Genomic DNA, 21,670 nt, shown 5'->3' with positions numbered 1-21,670 from the left:
AATCGAATTGAAATCAGGTCAAGCCGCTCTTATCTCTCACAATTCATGATGTGAGGACCTGTTTTATATAACGAGAAATTCGTTCCGCAGGAATTTTGGAAATGTGACGGATGCTCTTTTCTTATCCCCATTCACGTTCCGTTACAGTTCATGCTCCTGCCAAATTAAATTTGTTCTTAAGCATCGATAATAAGCGCCCCGACGGTTTTCACGACATTACTTCGTTGATGCTGTCGGTTGGTATATACGACACTTTGGTTTTCACGGAGGATCCTTCAACAGAAGTTGCGTTGAGTGTTGCCGAAGCGAATTCACTTCAGCCCCAACGAGACACAGACCAGCAGATCCCGACTGGTGAAGATAACCTGGTAGTGCGTGCTGTCCGGTTACTTCAGGCAAAAACGGGAACACAGCAGGGATTGCGGATCCAGTTGATTAAACGCATTCCTGCAGAGGCTGGACTCGGCGGGGGATCAAGCGATGCAGCGGCGGCCTTATTCGCTGCCAATCAACTCTGGCATTTGGGATTGTCGCCTGAAGAATTACGAGGTCTGGCGGCCGAGCTGGGGAGTGACATTCCGTTCTTTCTCACAGAGAGCAATGCAGCCATCTGTCGGGGAAGAGGTGAACTGATCGAACCCGTATCCATTCCCCAATGTCTCCACTTTGTGATTGCTCGACCCCAGTCGGGTTTATCCACGGCGGACGTTTATCGGCAGTGTCGAGTAGGAACTCACTCAAATAATCAGGTTGAGCGTCTGACGCGTGATCTGGCTTCTGGGCAGTTTCATTCAATTTCCCACTTCATGTTGAATGATCTGCAGGTGCCTGCGGAACAGCTGAATTCGGATATATTAATTTTAAAAGATTACTTCTCAAAACAATCTGTTTTGGGGCATATGATGAGTGGAAGCGGAACGGCCTATTTTGGTGTCTGCCAGAATCGGGCACAGGCTTCCCAGGTCGCTGCGCGATTGCGATCCACAGTGAAAGGGCATGTATTTGTTGTCCAGAACCGACTATAGATGAGCAATTTTAAATTTGGCACAAATGGAGTGAGGCCATGGAGATCAGTGAAGTACGCATCAAATTGATGAATGACCCACACGAAAGATTGCTGGCATTCTGCTCAATTACTTTCGACGTCTCATTCGTCATCCGGGATCTGAAAATCATTCAGGGGGCCAAAGGTGCCTTCGTGGCGATGCCCAGCCGCAAGCTGATGGATCGTTGTCCCAAGTGTCATACCAAGAACCATCTGCGCGCCTCCTTCTGTAACCAGTGTGGCGTGCGTCTGGATGAAAACCGGGCGGATAAAGATGACGCCGGTCGTGCCCGTCTCTATGCCGACATCGCGCATCCCATCAATTCCGAATGCCGTGAATTGATTCAGGAAGAGGTCCTCAAGGCATATGAGGAAGAGCGCGTCTCCGCGCAGCAGGATGGCTACATCTGCCGCTATGACGATTTCGGCGAAGAAGATTACGCGCGGCTTGGACCCTACGAAGAGGACTATGACGAGACACCACAGGTCCAGCCCTCCCGCACGGAATCGACCATTCACCGCAAGAACGGTCAGGTATTTCGAATTGATGCTGCTGAGGACCGTTCAGACGGGAAACCACCTCATCATAATCCAGCCGATCAGCCAGCTGCCGACAGGGTTACTTCGCAGAATCGTGAGCCGGGTGCGCAGGGAGACTCTTTCGGTTCAGGAATCGTCTGATTCCACCTGTTGCTGATCCTGCTATGCGGCTGAGCGCTGCATACATAGCAGAATCAGTAGCTGTTACACGAATCCGGATTACCCTTCAGATTGCTGCGTCTTACATGATGAATAAACCGACCACCATAATGGTGATGCCGGTCGCTTTGGAAGTCAGCATGTTCTGCAAACGATCGATCATCTTCTCGTTTGGCTGAAACGATACGATTTCCTGCTTTTCTACCTCTTTTCTCAACTCTGCGTTAAGCCATTCCAGTACTGAAATACTCAGGTCCTGTTGTTTATCAGCCTGGCCGGCCGGTTGCGATTTGATCAGCGAGGCACAGGTGTGACTGGTCGTCCTCGCTTGATCCTCGGGGGGAGAGATCATTACTTGTTGCATGATAGCCCATTTCTATCTCAGTAGGATACTGAAATTATTGCTGCCTGATCCTGCACAGCATTTCGACTTCAGCCAATGGTGCCTAAGTCATCCTGTGAGGCGAATCAGTTAAGGGAGAGTACATAATCTCTATCGGCAAAATCTGCGGGATCTCCTGCATCTCTTGATTACCGAATTCAGTAAATCTGCCAGGCCCGAGAAAAATGTATCGATTATATGTATCCTGACTGGAACAGGGGACGCCAGACTTCAGTGCATTAAGCAGATTGGGTACGATAAATCTTCACAGTGTTACGCTCTGGGCCGGGAGCAGAGAAAGTATGCCTGACCTTCATGAAAGAATCTGATCTATGAAAACTCAGCTTTCCTTTGTTCTATTGATGTTGTTGACCTGTCTGCTGTCTGCCTGTGGAAGCCCCACGGAAGAACAGAAAAAAGAAGCGCTGAATGAAGTACCCGCCATCGATGAACCTGAAAAAACAATCGAATCGTTATTCGAAGTCGAAGACGGATTTACCCTGTTGCATCTGAAGGACTTTGAAGAGTTCGCCGGAAAATCGAAAGAACCGGTCTCCGGTAAAAACTGGACTGAGAAGGACGGAATCATTTCCTGCCAGGGACAGCCTCGCGGTTATATCTATACACGCGTTGCACTCGGAAACTGTACCGTTCGTTTGGAGTATCGCTTCCCCGAATCAGCTGAAACAAATGCCGATCCGAACACAGGATTCCTGTTCTATATCACAGGCGAAAATCGCGTCTGGCCCAAGTGCCTCGAAGTACAGGGTAAGTATTCTGAGATGGCACACATCAAATCAAACAGCAAAGACATCACCCTCGAAGTCACCGATAATCCGGAAGCCCGGCAAAAAGTGCGTCGGCCGATAGGCGAGTGGAATGCAATTGAAGTCGTCTGCAAAGACGGCGCTTTAACTTCGGTTCTGAACGGAACGGAGATCGCCACTTCCAAACCAAGTGAGCTGAAAGACGGCTTTTTCGGGCTGCAGTCCGAGGGAAACCCGGTTGAGTTCCGCAATATCCGTATCCAGGAACTGACCGATTAGTCCCGCTGCTTTGCAATCGGGAATTGATCTCTTTTAATATAGTGAGATCTGACTTCCGCGTATCCTTCATTCTCAACTGGGAGCGACCACCATGAGTTTTCGATTTCTGACAGTCTGCTGTCTGCTGATATTCCCCCTGCTGACCGTGACTGGTGTTGCCGATGCAGCCGACGCCAAGACCCGTATCCTGATGCTCACCCAGAGCAAAGGTTATACCCACGGCTCCGTCAAACGGGAGAAAGAACAGCTGTCTCCTTCCGAAATCGCGATGATCCAACTCGGGAAGCAGTCGGGCCTGTTCACCGTCGATTGTACGCAGGATGCCGCAGCCGACTTCACAAAAGAAAATCTACAGAACTACGACATCGTCATGTTCTACACCACGGGCATGCTGCCCATTAAAGAAGCAGACATGCAGTATTTTCTGAATGACTGGCTGAAGCAGAAAGGCCACGGCTTTATCGGCTTTCACTCAGCCACCGATACCTACAAGTCCTACGAACCTTATTGGGATATGATCGGCGGATCCTTCAACGGCCATCCCTGGACCGCTGGAAATACGGTGACAATCACCGTGCACAACACAGATTTCCCTGCCATGAAGCCTTTCGGGAAAGAATTCCAGGTCAAAGATGAAATCTATCAGTATAAAAACTGGCAGCCGGAAAAAGTGCATGTGCTGATGAGCCTGAATATGGAGAAGTGTAACCCCAAGCGTCCCTACCAGGTCCCGGTCGCCTGGGCCAAGGACTGGGGGCAGGGCAAAGTCTTCGTGAACAACATGGGACACAACCCTTCGACCTGGACCAATCCCGCATTTCTGGATTCCGTCATCGGCGCGATTAAATGGATTCGCGGCGATGCACCGGCTGCGGTTCCCGTCAATCCGGAACTGTCAAAACAGGAAGACGCCAAAGCCGCTGCCGCCGTGAAGGCTGCTGAAAAGAAATAAGTGCCATCGGCCAGGGACAGGAAACCGTCATGTCAAAAGTAATCGTCATCACCGGCGTCACCCAGGGACTGGGACGGGCAATGGTGTCGGAGTTCATCGCAGCTGGTCACACAGTGGCCGGCTGTGGCCGCTCCCCGGAACCGCTCGCCGAGTTGTCCGATCAGTTCGGCAAGCCCCATCATTTTACCGCGCTGGATATCGCCGACGATCAGGCCGTGCAGGCCTGGGCCGATTCGGTGATCGCGGAACTGGGTCCCCCCGATCTGCTGCTCAACAACGCGGCGGTCATTAATGAGAATGCGGCGCTTTGGGAAATCCCCGCGGCCGACATCGACAGTATCATCGATGTGAACATCAAAGGGACTATTAATACCATTCGTCACTTCGTCCCCGCGATGCTGCAGTCAGAATCCGGTGTGATCGTGAATTTCAGTTCGGGCTGGGGACGTTCGGCTTCGGGTGAAGTGGCCTCGTACTGTGCCACCAAGTGGGCCGTGGAAGGTTTGACCCAGTCGCTGGCTCAGGAACTGCCTCCGGGGATGGCAGCCGTCCCGCTGAATCCGGGAATCATCAACACGCGTCTGCTGCAAAGTTGTTTCGGCTCGCATGCCGACCACTATCCCACCGCGGAAGAATGGGCCGCCGTGGCCGTTCCCTATCTGTTGGGGCTCTCAGCCCGCGATAATGGTCAGTCTTTGACCGTGCCCGTTTAACTGCTGTCCGCAGCAACCCGGCTGAATGGTAATTCGCCCCCGCTTTGAGTACACTCGGGGAGCGTCTATTTTGAACAGCCGTTGATCACCCTCCTGATACGTACCAAGTCACCTGCTATGGCCAAATATTTTAAATATAAGACACCGGAAGATGTTGTTGCTGATTCGGAACGCCTGGGCTGCCCGATCGAAGTTTCAGACAATTTTAAGGTTCTCTATGAACCGATTCAGATCGGCCATCTGCAGGCGAAAAGCCGACTCGGAATTCAACCGATGGAAGGCTGTGACGGCACCACCGATGGCTTTCCCGATGAACTGACTTACCGTCGCTATCGACGCTTCGGTGCCGGCGGGGCATCGCTCATCTGGGGTGAAGCGACCGCCATCGGTCCGGAAGCCCGCATGAATCCCCGCCAGTTGATGATCAACGATCAGACCGCACCCGCCCTGGAGAAAATGCTGGCCGGATGTCGTGAAGCACATTCAGAAGTCTTTGGTTCGGACACCGGGCAGGTCATCGGTCTGCAACTGACGCACTCCGGTCGCTTCAGCTTCGAAAAACCTCTGCTGGCCACCCACGATCAGGTGCTGGATCCACGCACCGTCGATAAAGCGACCGGTAAGATCGTAGACGACAGCTATCCGCTGTTGTCGGACGACGATCTGAAACGCATCGAAGACCAGTACGTGACCGCCGCGAAGCTGGCACAATCAATCGGCGTCGATTTCGTCGATATCAAACAGTGCCATCGCTACCTGCTCTCAGAGCTGCTGGCTGCGAAGAACCGTCCCGGCGAGTACGGGGGATCGCTCGAAAACCGGACCCGCCTGGTTCGTAACGTGATACAACGGATTCGCGAAGAATGCCCCGGTCTCGTAATCGCCACCCGCATGAACGGTTACGACGGCATTCCCTATCAGGGCGCGGGAGATGATTTCATCGGTGAACCCTGCCCGCATGAACTACCACTGCAGACTGCCTTCGGCACCAATCCCGACGATCACCTTCAGGAAGATCTGACTGAACCACTCGAAGTGGCTCGCCTGCTCAAAGAGTGGGGCATCAGCATGATCAATATTTCCAACGGGAATCCCTACGCCAATCCACATATTGTACGGCCCGCAGAATTTCCTCCGACCGATGGCTATTACGCTCCCGAACATCCCCTGATCGGTGTGGCCCGGCACTTCCGGATTGCCTCACAGATTCAGGCGGCCGTTCCCGATATTCCGGTGGTGGGCAGTGGTTACAGCTGGTTGCAGGACTTTGCCATGCATGCTGCTGCGGCGAATGTGGAGCAGGGCAAGATCTCGATTGTCGGCATGGGACGAGCCACGCTGTCACAACCGGAGTTTGCGAAGCTGCTGCAGGAAGAAGGCAAGCTCAAACGCAAAACGGTCTGCCGGACCTTCTCTTATTGCACCAACCTCATGCGTACGAAGGATCATCCACTGGGACAGTATCCCACAGGATGTCCTCCGTTCGACAAAGAGGTTTACGATCCGCTCTGGAAAGAAGCCAAAGCGAAACTGGAAGCGAAGCAGAAAGCCGCTGAAGAGTAATCAGGCAGCCTGCTGAATCGGCGTCTGTTCGGCCTGTTCGTCGGCGATGATCTCTTCGACCAGGCCGGCGTAATCCTTGGCACCCGGACAGGAACTGGAGTAGTCAAATACAGACTGTCCATAACTGGGTGCTTCGGCCAGCTTGATGTTGCGACGAATCCGGCTCTGGAAAACTTTGGCTTTGGCCCAGGGCGCTTCCGGATCGCTTTCGTTGAGGAAGGCACACAGGTCATCGGTCACGTCAGCCGCCAGTCTGGTTCCGGTTTCATACAGACACAGGACCACACCCGAGACCTTCAGGTCCCGGTTCAGGCGACGTCGTACCAAAGCTGTTGTCTCGAACAGCTTGGAAAGACCCTGCAACGCGAAGAAGTGCGGCTGCAGCGGAATGATCACTTCATTAGCGGCCGTCAAAGCGTTGATCGTCAGTACGCCCAGTGAAGGCGGACAGTCCATGATGAGGTAATCGAACGGCTCGGTGTCTGCCATTTTCTGAATGGCCCGACGCAAGACGATTTCCCGGTCTTCGGCATCGACCAGTTCCAGTTCCGTGGCAGCCAGATCGAGTGTCGCAGGCACGACCCATAAGTTTTTCGCGACCAGCTGTCGTGTTTCAGCCAGCGTTTTGAACCCGGAAAATACATCATAGGCGGTCGGCACATTTCCGTATGGCTCAATACCCAGGTGTAACGAGGCGTGACCCTGCGGATCGAGGTCAACCAGGCAGACCTTTTTTCCCTGCATTGCCAGGCCGGCAGCCATGTTCACACTGGATGTGGTTTTGCCGACGCCCCCTTTTTGATTCATGATGGCTATGATACGCATCGGGAGTCCCTTCCCTCTTTCTCTTTAAAAAACGAGTCGCTGAATTTGTCTCAAGTGGTGATATTACATCACGTTAGGGAGACATGGTTTATACCGGCTCCCTGTGGCCTGTTCTCTGCTCAGGCCAGAAGGTGGGGCAGTATATCGCGTTTTCGGATTCAGGGAAACAGGAATTCCTGCCCCGAAACAGAGCCTGAAACGGGAAGTCTGTTCCCCGTCTGGAGATCCGCTGACCGGGGAATGCCCTCAGAAGGTCAGGGGGGTAGCAGGTTTGGCCGGGGCGTGCTCTGTGGTCTGTTCCTGACGCTGGAGTACATACAGAATCTGCTGAGCCCGCAAGTTCGCCAGCCAGGCTTTTTCCACCGCGCGATGCTTGATAATCGGAATTTCCTTGAGGATTTCGATCCCCAGGATTCGCATCAGATCCTGAAAGTCGTGCATTGACATCAGGTGCAGGTTAGGGGTGTTGTACCATTCATAAGGCAGTACTTCCGTCACCGGTGCCCGTCCCTGTTTCAAGACCTGCAGGCGGATACGCCAGTTGCCGAAATTGGGAACCACGACCAGAGCCTGGCGGGCAACGCGGACCATTTCTTCCAGCAGCTGTTTGGGGTGCAGAACCTGTTGCAGTGTCTGGCTCAAGACGACGTAGTCAAACGCCAGATCCGGAATGTCGTGCAGACCTTCATCGAGGTCAGCCTGAATCACCGGTACACCCCGGGCGATGGCACCATGATGCTGCGTGATATCGATTTCCATGCCCAAGACGGAAGCATCGCGTTCATCGCGGAGTCGAGCCAGCAACCGCCCATCACCACATCCCAGGTCCAGCACACGACTGCCCGGCTGAATCTGCTCCATCAGCAGCTTGTCGGTCAGATCCAGTGACGGGTCCTCCATACAGTATCGATGTTGTGCGCACATGGTATTGTTTTACTCTTATGTATTCTGATCTCTCTGCTTGCAGAGATAGTTCAGGGGAGCAGTCAGCTCTGTTTCTCCGCCAGTCTCGATTCGTAGGCTTGTGCCAGGAAAGGAGTGATCAGTTTCTGCAGTTGTTCAATTTCAATCAAAAAGGAATCATGACCGAAGGGGCTTTTGAGTTCAATAAATGAAACGTGCTTGCCGCATTCGATTAATGCCCGGACGATTTCCTTGCTCTGTGTTGTGGTAAACAGCCAGTCGGAATCATACGAGGCGATCAGGAACCGGGCATTGGTTCGTCCCAGGGCTTTGGTCAGCGATCCATGTTGCGAGACCAGGTCGAAATAATCCATGGCCCGCGTGAGGTAGAGATAGCTGTTCGCATCGAAGCGTTCGACGAACCGTTTTCCCTGGTAGTGCAGGTAGCTTTCCACCTGGAATTCCACCTCGGGCAGCATTTCGTAGGTGAATGTATCGTGGTCCTGCAGACGTCGGCCGAATTTCATTTCGATCGACTGGTCCGACAGGTAGGTAATATGAGCGATCATGCGGGCCAGGGCCAGACCGTACCGCGGGCCGGCACCCCGTTCGTATTCGCCATCTTTGAATTCGGGGTCTGTCTTGATGGCCCGTCGACCAACGGCATTGAATGCGATGCCCTGAGCGGAGAGCTGTGCCGCGGATGCCAGGCAAATCGCGCTTCGCAACTGGTCGGGATAGCGTGCTGCCCACTCCAGTACCTGCATGCCTCCCAGGCTGCCTCCGATCACTGCCAGCAGTTGATCGATTCCCAGCTGTCGAGTCAGAGCCGCATGGACTTCGACAATATCCCCCACGGTGATGAAGGGGAAGTTCAGGCGGTAAGGCTGATTGGTTTCCGGATTGACGCTTCCGGGCCCCGTGGTTCCCATGCAGCCTCCCAGAACGTTCGCACAAATCACAAAATACTTATCGGTGTCCAGGGTCCGACCGGGGCCGATCAGCTCGTCCCACCAGCCCGGTTTGGCTTTTTCATCATCGTCTTCGTAATAACCGGCGGCATGGGCATCACCGGTGAGAGCGTGACAGATGAAAATGGCATTGTCTTTCTCAGGGCTCAAGGTGCCATACGTTTCATAGGCAACCTGAATCGGACCCAGTTCGCCACCTCCTGCCAGCTTGAGCCAGTCGGGGGGCATAAACAGAGTCGCAAGTCGGGTCTGAACCAGACCGACTCCTGAATGCTGGCGGGTTTCTGAAAGTTCCTGTTGCGTAGCCATGGAAAGTGATATTTCTCAGTAGTCCTGCAAAAAGACCAGACACGAATCTTATCCAGAGAAACGGCCGTGGTTTAGAGGCAGATCCGGCTGCTCGTTCAGGAGCGGAAGCCGGCTATAATTTCTTGATATTTGGTCTGCAGAGTGCACCAGTATACCGCAGCAGTTGTGGAATTTCGACACGTTGCGGCAGTAATACAGGTGGATCTCTCTGCATTTTAAGGCTGGTTTTACTGAAAGTCTGTTTTTTCCGCGGATTCCGCAAAATTTGGATTTCCGCGCCACTCTCGGAGTCACTGATCTGATCTTCAGTCAGCCTGGTCGGCCAGCTCCAGAAAACGATCGACGCGGCGATCGATAATATCGATACTTTTGTTCCAGAATTCAGCCTGACTCAGGTCGTAACCAAATGTCCCGGCCACTGCGTCTTCGGTCAGTTGACAGCCGGTGGCAATCAGAAGTTCACGATATTTATCTGCGAACTCGCTCTGATCCTCGAACGTATCTGCCAGGGCATAGATCCCCAGTGAGAGCAGATAACCAAACGTGTACGGGAAGTTATAGAACGGTAATTCGCTGATGTAAAAATGCAGCTTGGAAATCCAGAAGCTGGGATTCCAGCCGGAGTCGTCCAGGGCATTCATGTACGCTTCCTGCTGAGCGGTGAGCATCAGCTCGGAAAAGCGTTCTGGAGTCAATTCCCCAGAGGCACGTTCCTGATGAAAACGGTCTTCAAACAGGAAGCGGGTATGGATATTCATCATGAAGGCGACAGAGTCTCCCAGCATGCCATCCAGAATCTGCAGCTCTTCGTCGCGGGTTTTGGCCGCTTTTAAACGTTGCTCACCCAATACTGCTTCCGCGAAGGTAGACGCTGTCTCTGCCAGGTTCATCGGGTAATCGCTTAACACGAAGGGGGCGTCTTTCAGCACGTAGGAATGATAGGCGTGCCCCAGTTCGTGCGCCAGCGTCGACATGCTGTCGGCCGAGTTCGTGAAGGTCATGAAAATGCGGGACTGCTTTTGCAGAGGCAGAGTTGTGCAGAAGCCCCCCTGACGTTTGCCAGCCCGATTCTCCGCCTCAATCCAGCGCTCGCGCAGAGACCGTTCCGCGAAGTCCCGCAGGTCGGAACTGAACTCGGCGAATGAGTTGACCGTCAATTCGCAGGCACGGTCGTAGGTCAGCTCGGCTGATTCCGCTCCGGCCAGGGGCAACGGTGCATTCAGGTCATACCAGCAGAGTCGTGACAGTCCCAGCAGCTCTGCTTTCTTTTCCAGGAAGCGCACCAGCTTCTGTTTCCGCTCGGAGATCACAGACCACATGGTATCCAGTGTGCTCCGCTGCATGCGATTGTAAATCAACGGTGCATCCAGGTGGTCGGAGACTGGCAGCCGTTTGTAGAGTGTCAGTCGCGTGCCCGAAAGATGATTCAACGCATCGGCACACGAATCAGCAATCGTATCCCAGGCTATGTTTGCAGCATAGAAGTTATTTTCACGGATTGACCGTTGCGGAGAATCGAACTGCACCTGTCCCGGAGACCGTTCTACCAGTTCCCCTTTTTCCATGAGCTGGATTTTCAGATCCCCGGAGAGCCGATCGTAAAGCCGTCCCCAGGCGTGTAAACCATCGACGGCCAGTTCGGAAGCCAGAATTTCCTGTTCCTTGGGAAGTCTCAGGGTCGCACCCCGCTTGGACTCTTCCAGGAAGAACCGAATTTCCTGCAGACGTGGTTCCTGTTCGCAGAACTGTTGAATGGTTTCCGCGGAAAGCTCGCGGAGTGTCAGTTGCAGCTGTGTTTCGATGTTCTCGCGTAAGGGACGAATACTGGCCAGCCGCCCCATCAGCACCTGGTACTGTTTGTTATGAGCATCCTCGGCACAACAGCATTCGAGAAACGCAAACAGCCCCGAAAGTTCTGCAGTCGCTGCCTGGTAGTCTGTCAGAAAATCGGCCCAGAGTGCTGCGTCCTGCTCTGGATTCCCGGCATCGGCCAGCTGCGCCACACGTTCCACCAGGGTTTCCAGTGCGCTTTTGCAATCTTGCAGAATCGCGGTGAACTCGGGTTGTGCAGGATTGGGGTAGAGCGAGTCCAGTTCCCAGGTCAGCGGATAGGAGGCAGTATCAGTCATGATGAGGAATCCCGAAATAAAGGATGTGTCGGTTATCAATTCATTGAATGTATGAGATCGACAGTAAATCCGTCAATTATGCAGCCGGTATTTGCTGGCCTTCGGTGCGAGAGAAATCTTCCCACAGCAGACTTCCCTCTGTGGTATAATTACAGAGAGGAGACGTTCATATCGATTAACTGACAGGAAGCCAGAAAGACGTTCAAGTGAAATACGACAGCCCGACGATCCTGATGTGTCCCCCTGATTATTACGGGATCGAATACGAGATCAATCCCTGGATGAGCCGCAGTCAGCAGAGCAATCTGGAAGTGGCCCGGCAGCAATGGGAGTCATTGTACGCGCTGCTCCAGAAACTGAACGCCAGCATTGAATTGATGACGCCCGTGAAGGGGCTGCCCGATCTCGTCTTTACCGCGAACGCCGGACTGATCTGGCACAATCGCGTGTTCCTCTCTCTGTTTCGGCACCAGGCCCGCCAGGGGGAAACCCCCGTTGATAAACAGTGGTTTGAGCAGGCAGGCTTTGAAACGATCGAGATGCCCGAAGAATTTTTCTTCGAAGGAGCTGGGGACGCTCTGTTCTGTGGCGATACCCTGTTTGCGGGTTACCTGATTCGCAGCGATGTGAAAGCCCTGCAGTGGGTGGCTGCCGAGATGAAGTGCCGAGTGATTCCCCTGCAGCTGGTCGATGAGTTTTACTACCATCTCGATACCTGTTTCTGTCCCTTGAGCGAAACAGAGGCGATTTATTATCCGCCCGCGTTCGATAGTTATGGACAGCAGGCCTTACAGGAGCATATCCCTGATCTGATTCCCGTGGTGGATGAAGAGGCGCAGCGGTTTGCCTGTAATGCGGTGGTGATTGGAAAATCGGTCGCCTTGAATACGGGCTGCCCGCAGCTCGAGCAGACCCTCCGCGAACGCGGTTATGAACCGCACAGCACCCCCCTGGATGAATTCATCAAAGCGGGGGGCTCAGCCAAGTGTCTTACATTAAGGCTGGACGGAGAGTGTGCGGCTGTTTGGCCTTGAGGGAGCATTGTAATTGATGCGGGTCGGACGATAGATCCCCTCAGACGTTGTCTCAGAAGGGAAGAAGCGTGTGCCTGTATTCGACAGCGAAACATCCCGGACCGTTGAGACATGCTTTAACGGGACCGATGGCAGCGAAGCGGTGAAAGTTCCTTTCCCGGGTGAAACGAGTGTGGCCTGCACGGCACCGAGAGCATAGACGTTCGGATTATGTTCGGGAATCCGGGACGGCATTCTGACGATCCAGGTCTGGTCAGCAGGAAGTCCGGCTCCAAACTGATTGCCGGCACTGGGACTCTGTGTCTCTGGTGAAGTCGAACAGTTGCGGGTCCATTCGGCCAGTGAGATGGTTTGAATCGGTTTCGCTGCGAACTGCTGATCCCAGGCGTGTAGTAACAGTTGACGTTCTCCGTACAGATGAATCTGAATCTGACCTGTCAGCGGCGCGGGTCTACCTGCCTGATCGAAACCTTGCACACGCACAGCCAGAGCGTTCCAGTCGGCCTGACCACGTGTATTGACGGGCGTCGCTTCCACCGAGATCCGTGTCAGTTGCCCCGACACAGGCCCTGGTCCAGGAAACAGAGCAGGTGGCGGAGCGGGAAGTCCCTGGACCGGGGGAGGTCCTGCGGGCAGGGGAGCATATCCCAGAGCCTGCTGTGCGGTGGCGGCCCGCATCAGCCCCAGTACGTGTCCCCGTTCGAGAGTGGGGACGCCATTGGGGAAGTATTGTTCTACCAGGTGCTGGTAGGCATTCAACGGATCTTCGTGGACTCCCAGAATCACACCCCGGCTGCAGTGATTACAGTCGACGCTCATCGGCGGTGCTGTCAGAACTGGCTGAGGTAGGGAGGGGACGTAGATCGGAGCAGGCATCAGTCGTCGTTTTTTGACGAACTCGGTCGGCTCCGCAGGGGACCGCCGGGCTGCTGCCAGCTGGATGGTTTCCTGGTCGTAGACGCTTTCATCGATGGAGAGTCGTCTGATCGAATCCAGCGAGATGCGTTCGATCTGCGAACGCTGGTCCGTTCCGGAGTCGATCAGCATAGTCTCATGGGGGCCCCATTGGATCCAGCTTCCGGTCCGTACTTCTCCGTTTGTCAGTTCGACTTCAACCCCGGCAGTGAGTGGGGTGGCGCAGCAGACGCTGACTAAGCACAGACAAAGTAGTGACTTGAATCCAGGAATCATGGTTTTCTCCAGGTGAGAGAGTCGGAGTTCTGCAGAGATCAAGCTGCGGAGAAAACCTGTTAAGAGGGCAAACAGCGCGCCTGGACTGACAACGGTTGCGCGAGGATGAATCTGATTGCGCCGGTTTCACCGTCACGAAGCCAGATCGACAGGGTTATGACAGTTAATACTGCCTGCACACTGCGTGAGACAGAGAACCAGGAACGAAATCAATGCCAGGTTCAGACTCAACTGAAGGTCAGGTTGTGGAAAAAACGTTTCACAAACGAAACAGGCAACGTCTGTCTGTTTCAATTTCTGTACAAATCGGAAGCGTCAGCAGCAAAACTATTGATCGTCACGCGTGGTTTTCCAGGGCAGGGAAGAGAATCGACGGGATTTTATCCAGAGTGACAGCGTGAGATTACACAAACTCTGCTGAATATGGCACTTAGACCCGGATATTCCGCTAAACAATCTTGTGAATATGCTTGACACCAAGGAAAGAAAGCGTGATGATCATGCATAACCGGGGATATGTGTCCTCAGCAAAATTGATGTTAGTCTAATGGGAATATCTGTTTAGATAATTCCTTTTTTGGATTCAACAGATATAATTTGTTACTTTATTCAACTCGTTATTTTGATCGATTCCGATCGGGCCAGGCAGTCGTCGGTTAACTCCTATCTACGATAATGTATTCAGAGGGAATACATGTGCCAACGTCGGAATTTTGTCTCTTTAGAAGAGGGTGGGCTGGAATTATGGCAGCTGGTCACCGTCGTGTTGACATCGAAGAAGTTTCGGATGTCACCATTGCAAAGTTTATAGACAAGAAAATTCTGGATGAAGGTAATATCCAGATCATCGGAACCCAGTTATTTGGGCTTGTTGATGAAGATGGTCGCAAGAAGATCATTCTTGATTTTTCCAACGTGGAATACCTCTCAAGTGCTGCACTTGGTAAGTTGATCACATTGGATAAAAAAGTGAAAAAGGCAAAGGGCAAGTTGAAACTCTGCTCAATTCGTCCTGACATTTACGAAGTTTTTGCCATCACCAGATTAAATCAGTTGTTTGATATCGCCGAAACACAGGAGGCGGCGCTCGAAGGTTTCTAACACTGGTCTGGTAATTGCTGAACGGGAAGCGTCGGCTGTTACCATTCGCGTTAGGACAAGTTTTGAGCATTACATTGTGGGACGTTTAAGAGTGAATCACCTCTGATTCAAAACCGGGGAATGGATGAACCGGAGCTTTTAAGCGATCTCTGAATAGTCACTGGATAAACACCAGAAATCGTGTGCTGGCCAAACTCATGTCATCGGACGAATACATTGAAGTAACGATTCCCAGCGATACCTCAGAAGGGCAGGCTGTGCAGGCCCGGATTGTTGAGGGTCTTGAGGTACGTGAATACCCCGATCGGGATGTATTTGCAGTGCGGCTGGCATTGGAAGAGGCTCTGGTTAACGCCATCAAACACGGCAACCGGATGTCTCCCGATAAAAGTGTGGATATCAAATGCTGGATCAGTGATGAGCGGGTCCGCATTGAGATCCAGGATGAAGGGGAAGGCTTTAATCGTACTGAAGTCCCCGATCCGACCCTGCTGGAGAACCTCGAACGCCCTTGTGGACGGGGAATCATGTTGATGGGCGCTTTTATGAATCTGATCGAATATAACGATCAGGGGAACAAAGTCACGCTGGAGAAGATCAAAGGCGTAGCTCCCGAGCAGCCTGGTTCCGAAACCGAGTGATCTGACTCAGTTGCAGTGAACCGTTCAAGTCAACTTTTCCCGAAATTTTGTCAGAACGTCGCTGGTTCCACTTTATCTTCGGTTGACTTCACGCATTTCTCACAATATCTTATAGGCACAACGTGGTTGAGAGAAATCTTTTACCACAAAAACTGATCCTCGATAGCTCAATCGGTAGAGCGAGCGGCTGTTAACCGCTAGGTTCAAGGTTCGAGTCCTTGTCGAGGAGCTTGTTTCTTTAAAAGAAGCTCCTGAACAATTTCGCCCGGTATCGCAAAGCGATATCGGGTTTTTTTATGCACTTTCAGAGAGCTCTCACACTTCTCAAGCTTTCCCCGCTGGTCTCTGCTGGTAGGGTGAGTCACGCTTCTGGCTCCTGACATTTTCCATGTGGATCCGCACTTCCTGCTTGCCTGGCGAACTACGCACCGATAGATTGGACTGTATCTCTGTACCGATCTGAGGTTGATCTGTTTCGCTATCCATACACTTTCAGAAGGAAACAGGATCTGTGCTCTCTCCAGTCCAAAAGAATGTTGTCCGTTCAACTCTGCTGATTCTGGTATTGGTGGCTCTGCTGGCCCTGCTTTTTACCAGGCAGGATGAACGTGCTGCTCAGCAGCAGGCAAACCGGGACGTCAAGGTGGCAGCGGAGATCCGTCGGCTCGGTTATGATGATCCCGCACGTCGCGCTGCCAGACCACTGGAGTATCCCGACTACGGTGACGGTCCCGTTTTTCTGTTGACCGGGAATTATCGGGAGCTCAGCCAAGACCTCTATGAGGAAGCCAGCCAGGCGAGTGGGAAGGTCAAAGACTTCAAAATCAAACGCGCTGGGAAAACGCTGAATCAACCGGTAGATCTCGCGCTGGTCAAACAATTTGTTGCTCCCCGCGACTTCTTGCAGAAGTATCACAGGTTCCGCCTGCGGGAGATGGAAGCATATCAGCTACTGTCCAAAGACAAACCCGAAGTCAAAGCCGCGGGCGAGGAATTTCTGAAGGCATACCTGTTCAGAGTGACGGGACAACCCGATTCTCTGTCGAATGATGAAATCATCTCGCTGGCTAAGAAAGTGATCGAGCTCCAATCCAATGATCCCTTACTGCTGACATACGTGACCTATGTCTTGTATGAAGAGACAGGCGATTCCGACGCGGCGTTGTCCATGTGGACCCAGTGTCTCGAGCAGTTGAGAACGAGCCAGTACCCGCAGATCATTCAGGTTTATCTCCGCCTGTTTGTAGTCGATTTCAGCTCATCGGTCAGCGAGGGACATAAAGATGCCTTACTGGTAAGCATCGTACGCTGGCTGGAAGAAGCCTCCACAGAGCAGCAGTGGCTGGACTGTGTCCATTTCAAGTTAGCCGGGATCTGGGAGTCGAACGACATCACTTTTCGCGACGGTTTAGTCGTCGGCTGTTTGAAGTCAGAAAAGATCGAGCCGTTTATCAAACACTGGTTAACGGGGCAACGTCTGCTCGACCAGGCCTGGGGGGAACGCCGAGGCAGATATGCCAGCAACATGAGCCGTGGCGATCAACTGACTTTCCAGAGGGGCATCCAGATGGGCAAGGCTCACTTGGAGTATGCCTGTCTGCTGCGTCCGGATTCTCCTCACCCTCCCATCAGATTAATTTCGGTTGCCATGACGGGGCATGACAGAGTCTACGAGCCGGTTGACTGGTTTCGCCGTTCTGTCGAAAACCATTACGATCGGTCACTTCCCTATTATGCGTTGTGGAATTCGATGTTGCCGCGTTGGGGAGGCGATCTGGGTCAGTTTCGCAGCTTTGCCGGTCACTGTATCAACAGTGATCGATTTGATACTCAACTACCCTACTATGCGTTTGAGGTCATGTTATATCTGCAGGACAACGAATTCATCGATGACTGGTCACAACAGGAAAAATTTGGTGCCAGAACAATCATCGATCATTTCCTGACTCAGCGGGAGAAATACCGGGCAGCGCATCCTGGTGAAAAATTATATGGAGATACTCCTTACTACAGGACAAGAATTGGTCTGTTTCTCCAACGGGCAGGGTATCCAGAATTGGCTCTCGCCGAGTTTAAAGCCACTGAAGGAGACCTCGACTATTCTCAGCTTCAGAAATCACATCGTCCCGGAAAGTTTTTGATGTGCAGACTGTTTGCTGCTCAGGGAGAAGTCCAGGATCGTGTTCTGGAGTTCGATCAAAAAATACGCAAAGGCTGGACTGCGGATGCAAAGTTATCGGAAATCGATGCCCTGGAAAAAGAGTGGCAGGCATTGAAACCAACGGCTCAGGGTGAACTGGCAGAACGTTACTATGCCCATACAGGAAAAATGCTGCAACAACTGAGGGCATACCTCAAGGGAGACTGGGTCGAATTCGATTTCGAAGATCAGGGGCTCGGCTGGGAGATCAGCGCCGATCAGATTGACTGGGACAGCGAAGATCAAAGTCTGCTCGTCTGCCGAAAAACAAATGAAGCACAGCACTCCTGGGCCCGCCCTCTGATCACCGTGGAGGCGCCACTCCGGATCCAGGCCCACATCGAGCAAATCGCGACTCATCCCGGTGATACGCATATTGGTATTCGCTGGGAAGAATTGTATGGGAAGACCGATGAACAAGGTGAAAAAATTCCATCACTCAATGTGGGAATTCGGGGCTACTGGTCCTATCCCAAAGCAGAATTAAAGGGAGCAAACCCATTCCATAAGCTGGAAGACCTGCACGCCGGTTTCCGAATTTATACCGTCGACCGCGTGCCGTACCGTCATCAGGAGCAGTCCATTCGCGTGATGGATCCCGGCATGCATCTGATCGACTGGAAACTGAATGCGGATTCCAGCGAAGTTACCCTGGGGAACTACCCGGATCAGGTCCGCTTTGACGACACAGCGCCCCTCAGAAATCACCTGCTCTTCAAGATCGAGTCTAAAAGTAAAGCAGTTCGTCTGCCGAACCCACCCGGGATCGTCTGGAAATTGAAGAACGTGAGACTGAAACGACTTCCCGCTTCAGATCTGCCTGCAGATGAAGCACCATTGGCAGAACGAGTGACGTACTGGGAGAAACGGGTTAAGCAGGAGCCAGATGATGTTGTACCCAGACTGAAACTGTGTGAGGTTTATTGGGAACAGGGTCAAGCCGATCGGTTGTTGGAGATGTCCACGGAAACGCTGGCGAAGTGGCCCGGAATGGAAAAGATCCAGCAATACCAGGGACTGGCGTTATACGGGCTGCGCAGATATCCAGAGGCGCTCGCTGCATTGGAACTGGCGATGAAAGAGTATCGCGAGAACGTTGATGTCATTATGGCGGCTGCGGAGATTCAGTCAGCCATCAATGATCCCGCACTCAGAAATCCTGAGGAAGCACTTAAGCTTGCTGTCTTCGGGAAGCGGATCAGTACAAATTATCAAGTTGAATACCAGGCCATGCATTGGGCAAACCTCGCAGTCGCTTACGCAGCAAACGGAAATTTCGAAGAAGCTTTGAAGGCCAACCAGGAAGCAATCGCCCTGGCCTCGGATGACTTGAAAACTGAATTTGAAAGTCGCCGGAAATTATACGAAGCGTCCCAGCCTTATCGTTATCCAGCAGAGAACTGAATTTTCTGCTGACTGTGATGCCCGGCAACCAGACCGCCTTTCTCTGGAAGTACCTGCCGCTTTCCGGATTTCTAAAATGAGTCACTGGAAATCACTTAACCGTGCTACAGTCATGGGTTATAAGAGATGAACAGATCGTTTTGATTGACTTTATCTCTGTCCTGCTTTGGCGGGACCCATTCTGAATTGACAACGGGAGCTGAAATCATGGCGCGCGTGATTGTTCTGTCTCTGTTTACTCTCCTCTGGGCTACCGGAACCCTCTCCGCTGCCGATCAGCCGAATATCGTGCTGATCTTTATTGATGACATGGGTTGGAAGGACGTTGGCTGTTACGACAACGACTTCGTCGACACCCCCCGCATCGATCAGCTGGCAAAAGAAGGGATGAAGTTTACCGATTTCTACGCTGCGGGGGCCGTCTGTTCGCCCACGCGATGTGCTCTGCAGTCGGGACAGAATCAGGCGCGAATCGGGATTACCGATTTCATCTCGGGGCACTGGCGGCCCTTCGAACGTGTGATCACTCCCCGTCCGACGATGGCGCTTCCCCTGGATACGGTTACCGTAGCAGAAGCTCTGAAGCCGGCTGGTTACACTACCGGCTACATCGGGAAATGGCACCTGGGGAATGGACCTGAATTTCAACCCGATCGACAGGGATATGATTTTTCTGCAGTCATCGGCGGTCCCCATCTGCCGGGAAAATACCGGGTGCAGGGACGAAGTGATCTGAAACCAAAGACAGGACAATATCGCACAGACTTCGAAGCCGATTTGAGTATCGACTTCATTCATGAGAACAAACAGAAACCATTCTTTCTGATGCTCTCCCCGTTCGCCGTGCATATCCCACTGGGAGCGATGTCGGACAAAGTTGAGAAGTATCGTAAGAAAGCAGCCGAACTCAAGCGAGATCTGCCTCATCCGGTTTATGCTGCGATGATCGAACATTGCGACGAAATGGTGGGACGTATTGTCGATGCCATTGAGGCTGAAGGTCTGACAAACGAAACCATGGTCGTCTTCACTTCAGATAACGGGGGGCTCTATCGCCGGTATGATTATCGTGAGCAGGCGGATGACAACGTTTCCACTCAGGCACCGCTCAAGGGGGAGAAAGGTTCTCTACATGAAGGAGGCGTACGGGTGCCTTTGATTATCAAGTATCCACCTCTGGTGAAGCCAGGCACCGTCTGTAAGGAGCCGATCATCAGTTATGACTTCTATCCGACGTTTGTCGAGCTTGCAGGGGCATCGCTCCCGAAAAATCAGACGATCGATGGAATGAGCCTGGTTCCATTATTGAAAAATCCGGATGCTCAGCTTAAACGAAGTGCCCTCTACTGGCACTACCCGCATTACCACCATGACCGCCCTGCCAGCAGTATCCGTGAACGGGACTGGAAACTGATTGAGTACCTGGATGGAACAGGAGACATCGAACTGTATCACATCAGTGATGACATCGGTGAAACGAACAATCTGGCAGGTGAAAAGAAAGGTCGCGTGGCTGACCTCAAGCAGAAACTCAATTCCTGGAGGCACAGTGTCAGTGCCCGGATGCCGCTCCCAAACCCCAGTTATGATCCCGACAAGGCTCATGAATGGTGGAATACACGCAGTGGTCAGCCGGTAGACAGTGACAGCCGCAAACGCTTCCCTCCTACCGAAAAAGGTCTCTGAGCGCATTCATGACCATCAGTTTGTGACTTGATTTCCTTCTGCACCATTCTTTCCAGGTAGCTGAGATATGAACGCTTATTTTTTGAAGACGCTGCTCTGTCTGATTCTGTTTATCAGTTTTGGGTGGCAACGTTCTGCTGCTGAGATCACCCCCGACAAACCTCTGCTGCAGGAAACATTTCAGGAGCCGCTTTCGAAAGACTGGTTCTGGGGTTTGGGAACCTGGAAAGCTGAAAAGGGGGTTCTCCGCGGCTACGAATCCGGTCCTCGCCGGCACGGACCCGTCAAGATGCGGCGATTCGAACTGGGGGATGGCGTTGTCGATTTCGAATTTCGCCTGGAAGGCAAAGCACGGTTCGCGGGGATTATCTTTAACGGTTCGCAGCAGCGGGGGCATATTGTGCACCTCGTGATCAGCCAGGACCAGATCCGCGTGTTGGGACATGCGAAGAAAGGGGAGTCCGAGAATCTGCTGCAACAGCCCCACAAAATTGAGACAGGCCAATGGTATTCGGCGCAGGTTCGCTTTGATGGTCCCAGCATGACCGCAACCGTTGATGGTCGGAAATCCAGAGTCCAGGCCGACTACATCGCCGAACCCAAACTGACATTCGGCCTGGGCGGAGATTCCGGCGGACCCGCGGGGGAGAAAGCAGGAGCACTCGAGTTTCGGAACCTGAAAATCAGTTCTGCTCCGCCTCTGAGAGGGGAATAACCGGTTGGCCATATTTCCCGCTGCAACGAAGTCCTGCTGTCCCCGGAACAGCAAGCTCTGTATGTAATCATTTCAGGGCAGCCCCTGCTTTAGGTTTATCCGATTCAAGATCCCTGATAGAAATGCACCGCGAACAACTTCGGTTCACTAATTCAAACAGT

18 protein-coding genes and 1 tRNA gene are annotated in these 21,670 nt (G+C 52.7%); 13 read left to right on the top strand and 6 right to left on the bottom strand.

Going from position 1 to position 21,670, the window contains the following annotated elements; translation table 11 throughout:
- Positions 1-110: 110 nt before the first annotated feature.
- Positions 111-1,025, top strand: coding sequence for a 4-(cytidine 5'-diphospho)-2-C-methyl-D-erythritol kinase (gene ispE, locus RID21_RS27125; RefSeq protein WP_350194417.1), 915 nt, complete (start codon positions 111-113; stop codon positions 1,023-1,025).
- A gap of 38 nt (positions 1,026-1,063) precedes the next feature.
- The gene (locus tag RID21_RS27120) at positions 1,064-1,726 is read left to right on the top strand and encodes a septation protein SpoVG family protein (protein WP_350194415.1); all 663 of its coding nucleotides are present in this window, start codon (positions 1,064-1,066) and stop codon (positions 1,724-1,726) included.
- 100 nt (positions 1,727-1,826) lie between these two features.
- Here RID21_RS27120 and RID21_RS27115 read toward each other — a convergent pair whose 3' ends face one another.
- On the bottom strand, positions 1,827-2,108 hold the full coding sequence (locus tag RID21_RS27115; protein ID WP_145042887.1) for a hypothetical protein: 282 nt from the start codon (positions 2,106-2,108) through the stop codon (positions 1,827-1,829).
- 350 nt (positions 2,109-2,458) lie between these two features.
- Here RID21_RS27115 and RID21_RS27110 point away from each other — a divergent pair, with 350 nt between their 5' ends.
- The 4 genes from RID21_RS27110 (at position 2,459) to RID21_RS27095 (ending at position 6,400) form a co-directional block, all read left to right on the top strand.
- Positions 2,459-3,172, top strand: a complete 714-nt coding sequence (locus RID21_RS27110; RefSeq protein ID WP_350194413.1) for a 3-keto-disaccharide hydrolase — start codon at positions 2,459-2,461, stop codon at positions 3,170-3,172.
- A 91-nt stretch (positions 3,173-3,263) separates the two neighbouring features.
- Positions 3,264-4,124 (top strand): ThuA domain-containing protein, encoded by an 861-nt coding sequence (locus RID21_RS27105; protein WP_350194411.1) that lies wholly within the window; start codon positions 3,264-3,266, stop codon positions 4,122-4,124.
- Positions 4,125-4,153: 29 nt separating this feature from the next.
- On the top strand, positions 4,154-4,837 hold the full coding sequence (locus RID21_RS27100) for an SDR family oxidoreductase (RefSeq protein WP_350194409.1): 684 nt from the start codon (positions 4,154-4,156) through the stop codon (positions 4,835-4,837).
- Positions 4,838-4,954: 117 nt separating this feature from the next.
- Complete coding sequence (locus RID21_RS27095; protein WP_350194407.1) at positions 4,955-6,400, top strand: oxidoreductase; 1,446 nt, start codon at positions 4,955-4,957, stop codon at positions 6,398-6,400.
- Here the strand turns inward: RID21_RS27095 and RID21_RS27090 are convergent, their stop codons facing one another.
- From RID21_RS27090 to RID21_RS27075, 4 genes are all read right to left on the bottom strand, one after another.
- The gene (locus tag RID21_RS27090) at positions 6,401-7,225 is read right to left on the bottom strand and encodes a ParA family protein (RefSeq protein ID WP_350194405.1); all 825 of its coding nucleotides are present in this window, start codon (positions 7,223-7,225) and stop codon (positions 6,401-6,403) included.
- 246 nt (positions 7,226-7,471) lie between these two features.
- On the bottom strand, positions 7,472-8,125 hold the full coding sequence (gene metW / locus RID21_RS27085) for a methionine biosynthesis protein MetW (RefSeq protein WP_350194403.1): 654 nt from the start codon (positions 8,123-8,125) through the stop codon (positions 7,472-7,474).
- An 86-nt stretch (positions 8,126-8,211) separates the two neighbouring features.
- The gene (metX, locus tag RID21_RS27080) at positions 8,212-9,408 is read right to left on the bottom strand and encodes a homoserine O-acetyltransferase MetX (protein ID WP_350194402.1); all 1,197 of its coding nucleotides are present in this window, start codon (positions 9,406-9,408) and stop codon (positions 8,212-8,214) included.
- Between the two features lie 305 nt (positions 9,409-9,713).
- Complete coding sequence (locus tag RID21_RS27075; RefSeq protein WP_350194400.1) at positions 9,714-11,537, bottom strand: M3 family oligoendopeptidase; 1,824 nt, start codon at positions 11,535-11,537, stop codon at positions 9,714-9,716.
- Between the two features lie 206 nt (positions 11,538-11,743).
- Between RID21_RS27075 and RID21_RS27070 the strand changes: the two genes are divergently transcribed.
- Entirely contained in the window at positions 11,744-12,571 is an 828-nt protein-coding gene (locus RID21_RS27070) for a dimethylarginine dimethylaminohydrolase family protein (RefSeq protein WP_350194398.1), read from the top strand.
- Here the strand turns inward: RID21_RS27070 and RID21_RS27065 are convergent.
- Positions 12,533-13,762 (bottom strand): hypothetical protein, encoded by a 1,230-nt coding sequence (locus RID21_RS27065; RefSeq protein ID WP_350194396.1) that lies wholly within the window; start codon positions 13,760-13,762, stop codon positions 12,533-12,535. The two genes, RID21_RS27070 and RID21_RS27065, sit on opposite strands and share 39 nt — an antisense overlap.
- A gap of 744 nt (positions 13,763-14,506) precedes the next feature.
- Here RID21_RS27065 and RID21_RS27060 point away from each other — a divergent pair.
- From RID21_RS27060 to RID21_RS27035, 6 genes are all read left to right on the top strand, one after another.
- Positions 14,507-14,863 (top strand): STAS domain-containing protein, encoded by a 357-nt coding sequence (locus RID21_RS27060; protein WP_002647021.1) that lies wholly within the window; start codon positions 14,507-14,509, stop codon positions 14,861-14,863.
- A 197-nt stretch (positions 14,864-15,060) separates the two neighbouring features.
- The gene (locus RID21_RS27055) at positions 15,061-15,504 is read left to right on the top strand and encodes an ATP-binding protein (RefSeq protein ID WP_350194394.1); all 444 of its coding nucleotides are present in this window, start codon (positions 15,061-15,063) and stop codon (positions 15,502-15,504) included.
- Between the two features lie 156 nt (positions 15,505-15,660).
- Positions 15,661-15,733, top strand: a tRNA-Asn gene (locus tag RID21_RS27050).
- A 282-nt stretch (positions 15,734-16,015) separates the two neighbouring features.
- Positions 16,016-19,108: a tetratricopeptide repeat protein gene (locus RID21_RS27045; protein WP_350194392.1), complete on the top strand. Its 3,093-nt coding sequence runs from the start codon at positions 16,016-16,018 to the stop codon at positions 19,106-19,108.
- Positions 19,109-19,315: 207 nt separating this feature from the next.
- On the top strand, positions 19,316-20,794 hold the full coding sequence (locus RID21_RS27040; protein ID WP_350194390.1) for a sulfatase: 1,479 nt from the start codon (positions 19,316-19,318) through the stop codon (positions 20,792-20,794).
- A gap of 67 nt (positions 20,795-20,861) precedes the next feature.
- Positions 20,862-21,509 (top strand): LamG domain-containing protein, encoded by a 648-nt coding sequence (locus tag RID21_RS27035; protein WP_350194388.1) that lies wholly within the window; start codon positions 20,862-20,864, stop codon positions 21,507-21,509.
- Positions 21,510-21,670 lie beyond the last annotated feature (161 nt).

It is taken from the genome of Gimesia sp. (assembly GCF_040219335.1).
Lineage (GTDB): Bacteria > Planctomycetota > Planctomycetia > Planctomycetales > Planctomycetaceae > Gimesia.
The sequence above is the reverse complement of the archived record's forward strand: the minus strand, read 5'-3'. Positions and strand labels throughout refer to the sequence as shown.

What these genes read in the sequence shown, in the direction of transcription:
- RID21_RS27040 (WP_350194390.1), top strand. Translation starts at nt 19,316, where the DNA reads ATGGCGCGCGTGATTGTTCTGTCTCTGTTTACTCTCCTCTGGGCTACC.
- RID21_RS27100 (WP_350194409.1), top strand. Translation starts at nt 4,154, where the DNA reads ATGTCAAAAGTAATCGTCATCACCGGCGTCACCCAGGGACTGGGACGG.
- ispE (WP_350194417.1), top strand. Translation starts at nt 111, where the DNA reads ATGCTCTTTTCTTATCCCCATTCACGTTCCGTTACAGTTCATGCTCCT.
- metW (WP_350194403.1), bottom strand. Translation starts at nt 8,125, where the DNA reads ATGGAGGACCCGTCACTGGATCTGACCGACAAGCTGCTGATGGAGCAG.
- RID21_RS27035 (WP_350194388.1), top strand. Translation starts at nt 20,862, where the DNA reads ATGAACGCTTATTTTTTGAAGACGCTGCTCTGTCTGATTCTGTTTATC.
- RID21_RS27075 (WP_350194400.1), bottom strand. Translation starts at nt 11,537, where the DNA reads ATGACTGATACTGCCTCCTATCCGCTGACCTGGGAACTGGACTCGCTC.
- RID21_RS27115 (WP_145042887.1), bottom strand. Translation starts at nt 2,108, where the DNA reads ATGCAACAAGTAATGATCTCTCCCCCCGAGGATCAAGCGAGGACGACC.
- RID21_RS27105 (WP_350194411.1), top strand. Translation starts at nt 3,264, where the DNA reads ATGAGTTTTCGATTTCTGACAGTCTGCTGTCTGCTGATATTCCCCCTG.
- RID21_RS27095 (WP_350194407.1), top strand. Translation starts at nt 4,955, where the DNA reads ATGGCCAAATATTTTAAATATAAGACACCGGAAGATGTTGTTGCTGAT.
- RID21_RS27065 (WP_350194396.1), bottom strand. Translation starts at nt 13,762, where the DNA reads ATGATTCCTGGATTCAAGTCACTACTTTGTCTGTGCTTAGTCAGCGTC.
- RID21_RS27090 (WP_350194405.1), bottom strand. Translation starts at nt 7,225, where the DNA reads ATGCGTATCATAGCCATCATGAATCAAAAAGGGGGCGTCGGCAAAACC.
- metX (WP_350194402.1), bottom strand. Translation starts at nt 9,408, where the DNA reads ATGGCTACGCAACAGGAACTTTCAGAAACCCGCCAGCATTCAGGAGTC.
- RID21_RS27055 (WP_350194394.1), top strand. Translation starts at nt 15,061, where the DNA reads ATGTCATCGGACGAATACATTGAAGTAACGATTCCCAGCGATACCTCA.
- RID21_RS27060 (WP_002647021.1), top strand. Translation starts at nt 14,507, where the DNA reads ATGGCAGCTGGTCACCGTCGTGTTGACATCGAAGAAGTTTCGGATGTC.
- RID21_RS27110 (WP_350194413.1), top strand. Translation starts at nt 2,459, where the DNA reads ATGAAAACTCAGCTTTCCTTTGTTCTATTGATGTTGTTGACCTGTCTG.
- RID21_RS27120 (WP_350194415.1), top strand. Translation starts at nt 1,064, where the DNA reads ATGGAGATCAGTGAAGTACGCATCAAATTGATGAATGACCCACACGAA.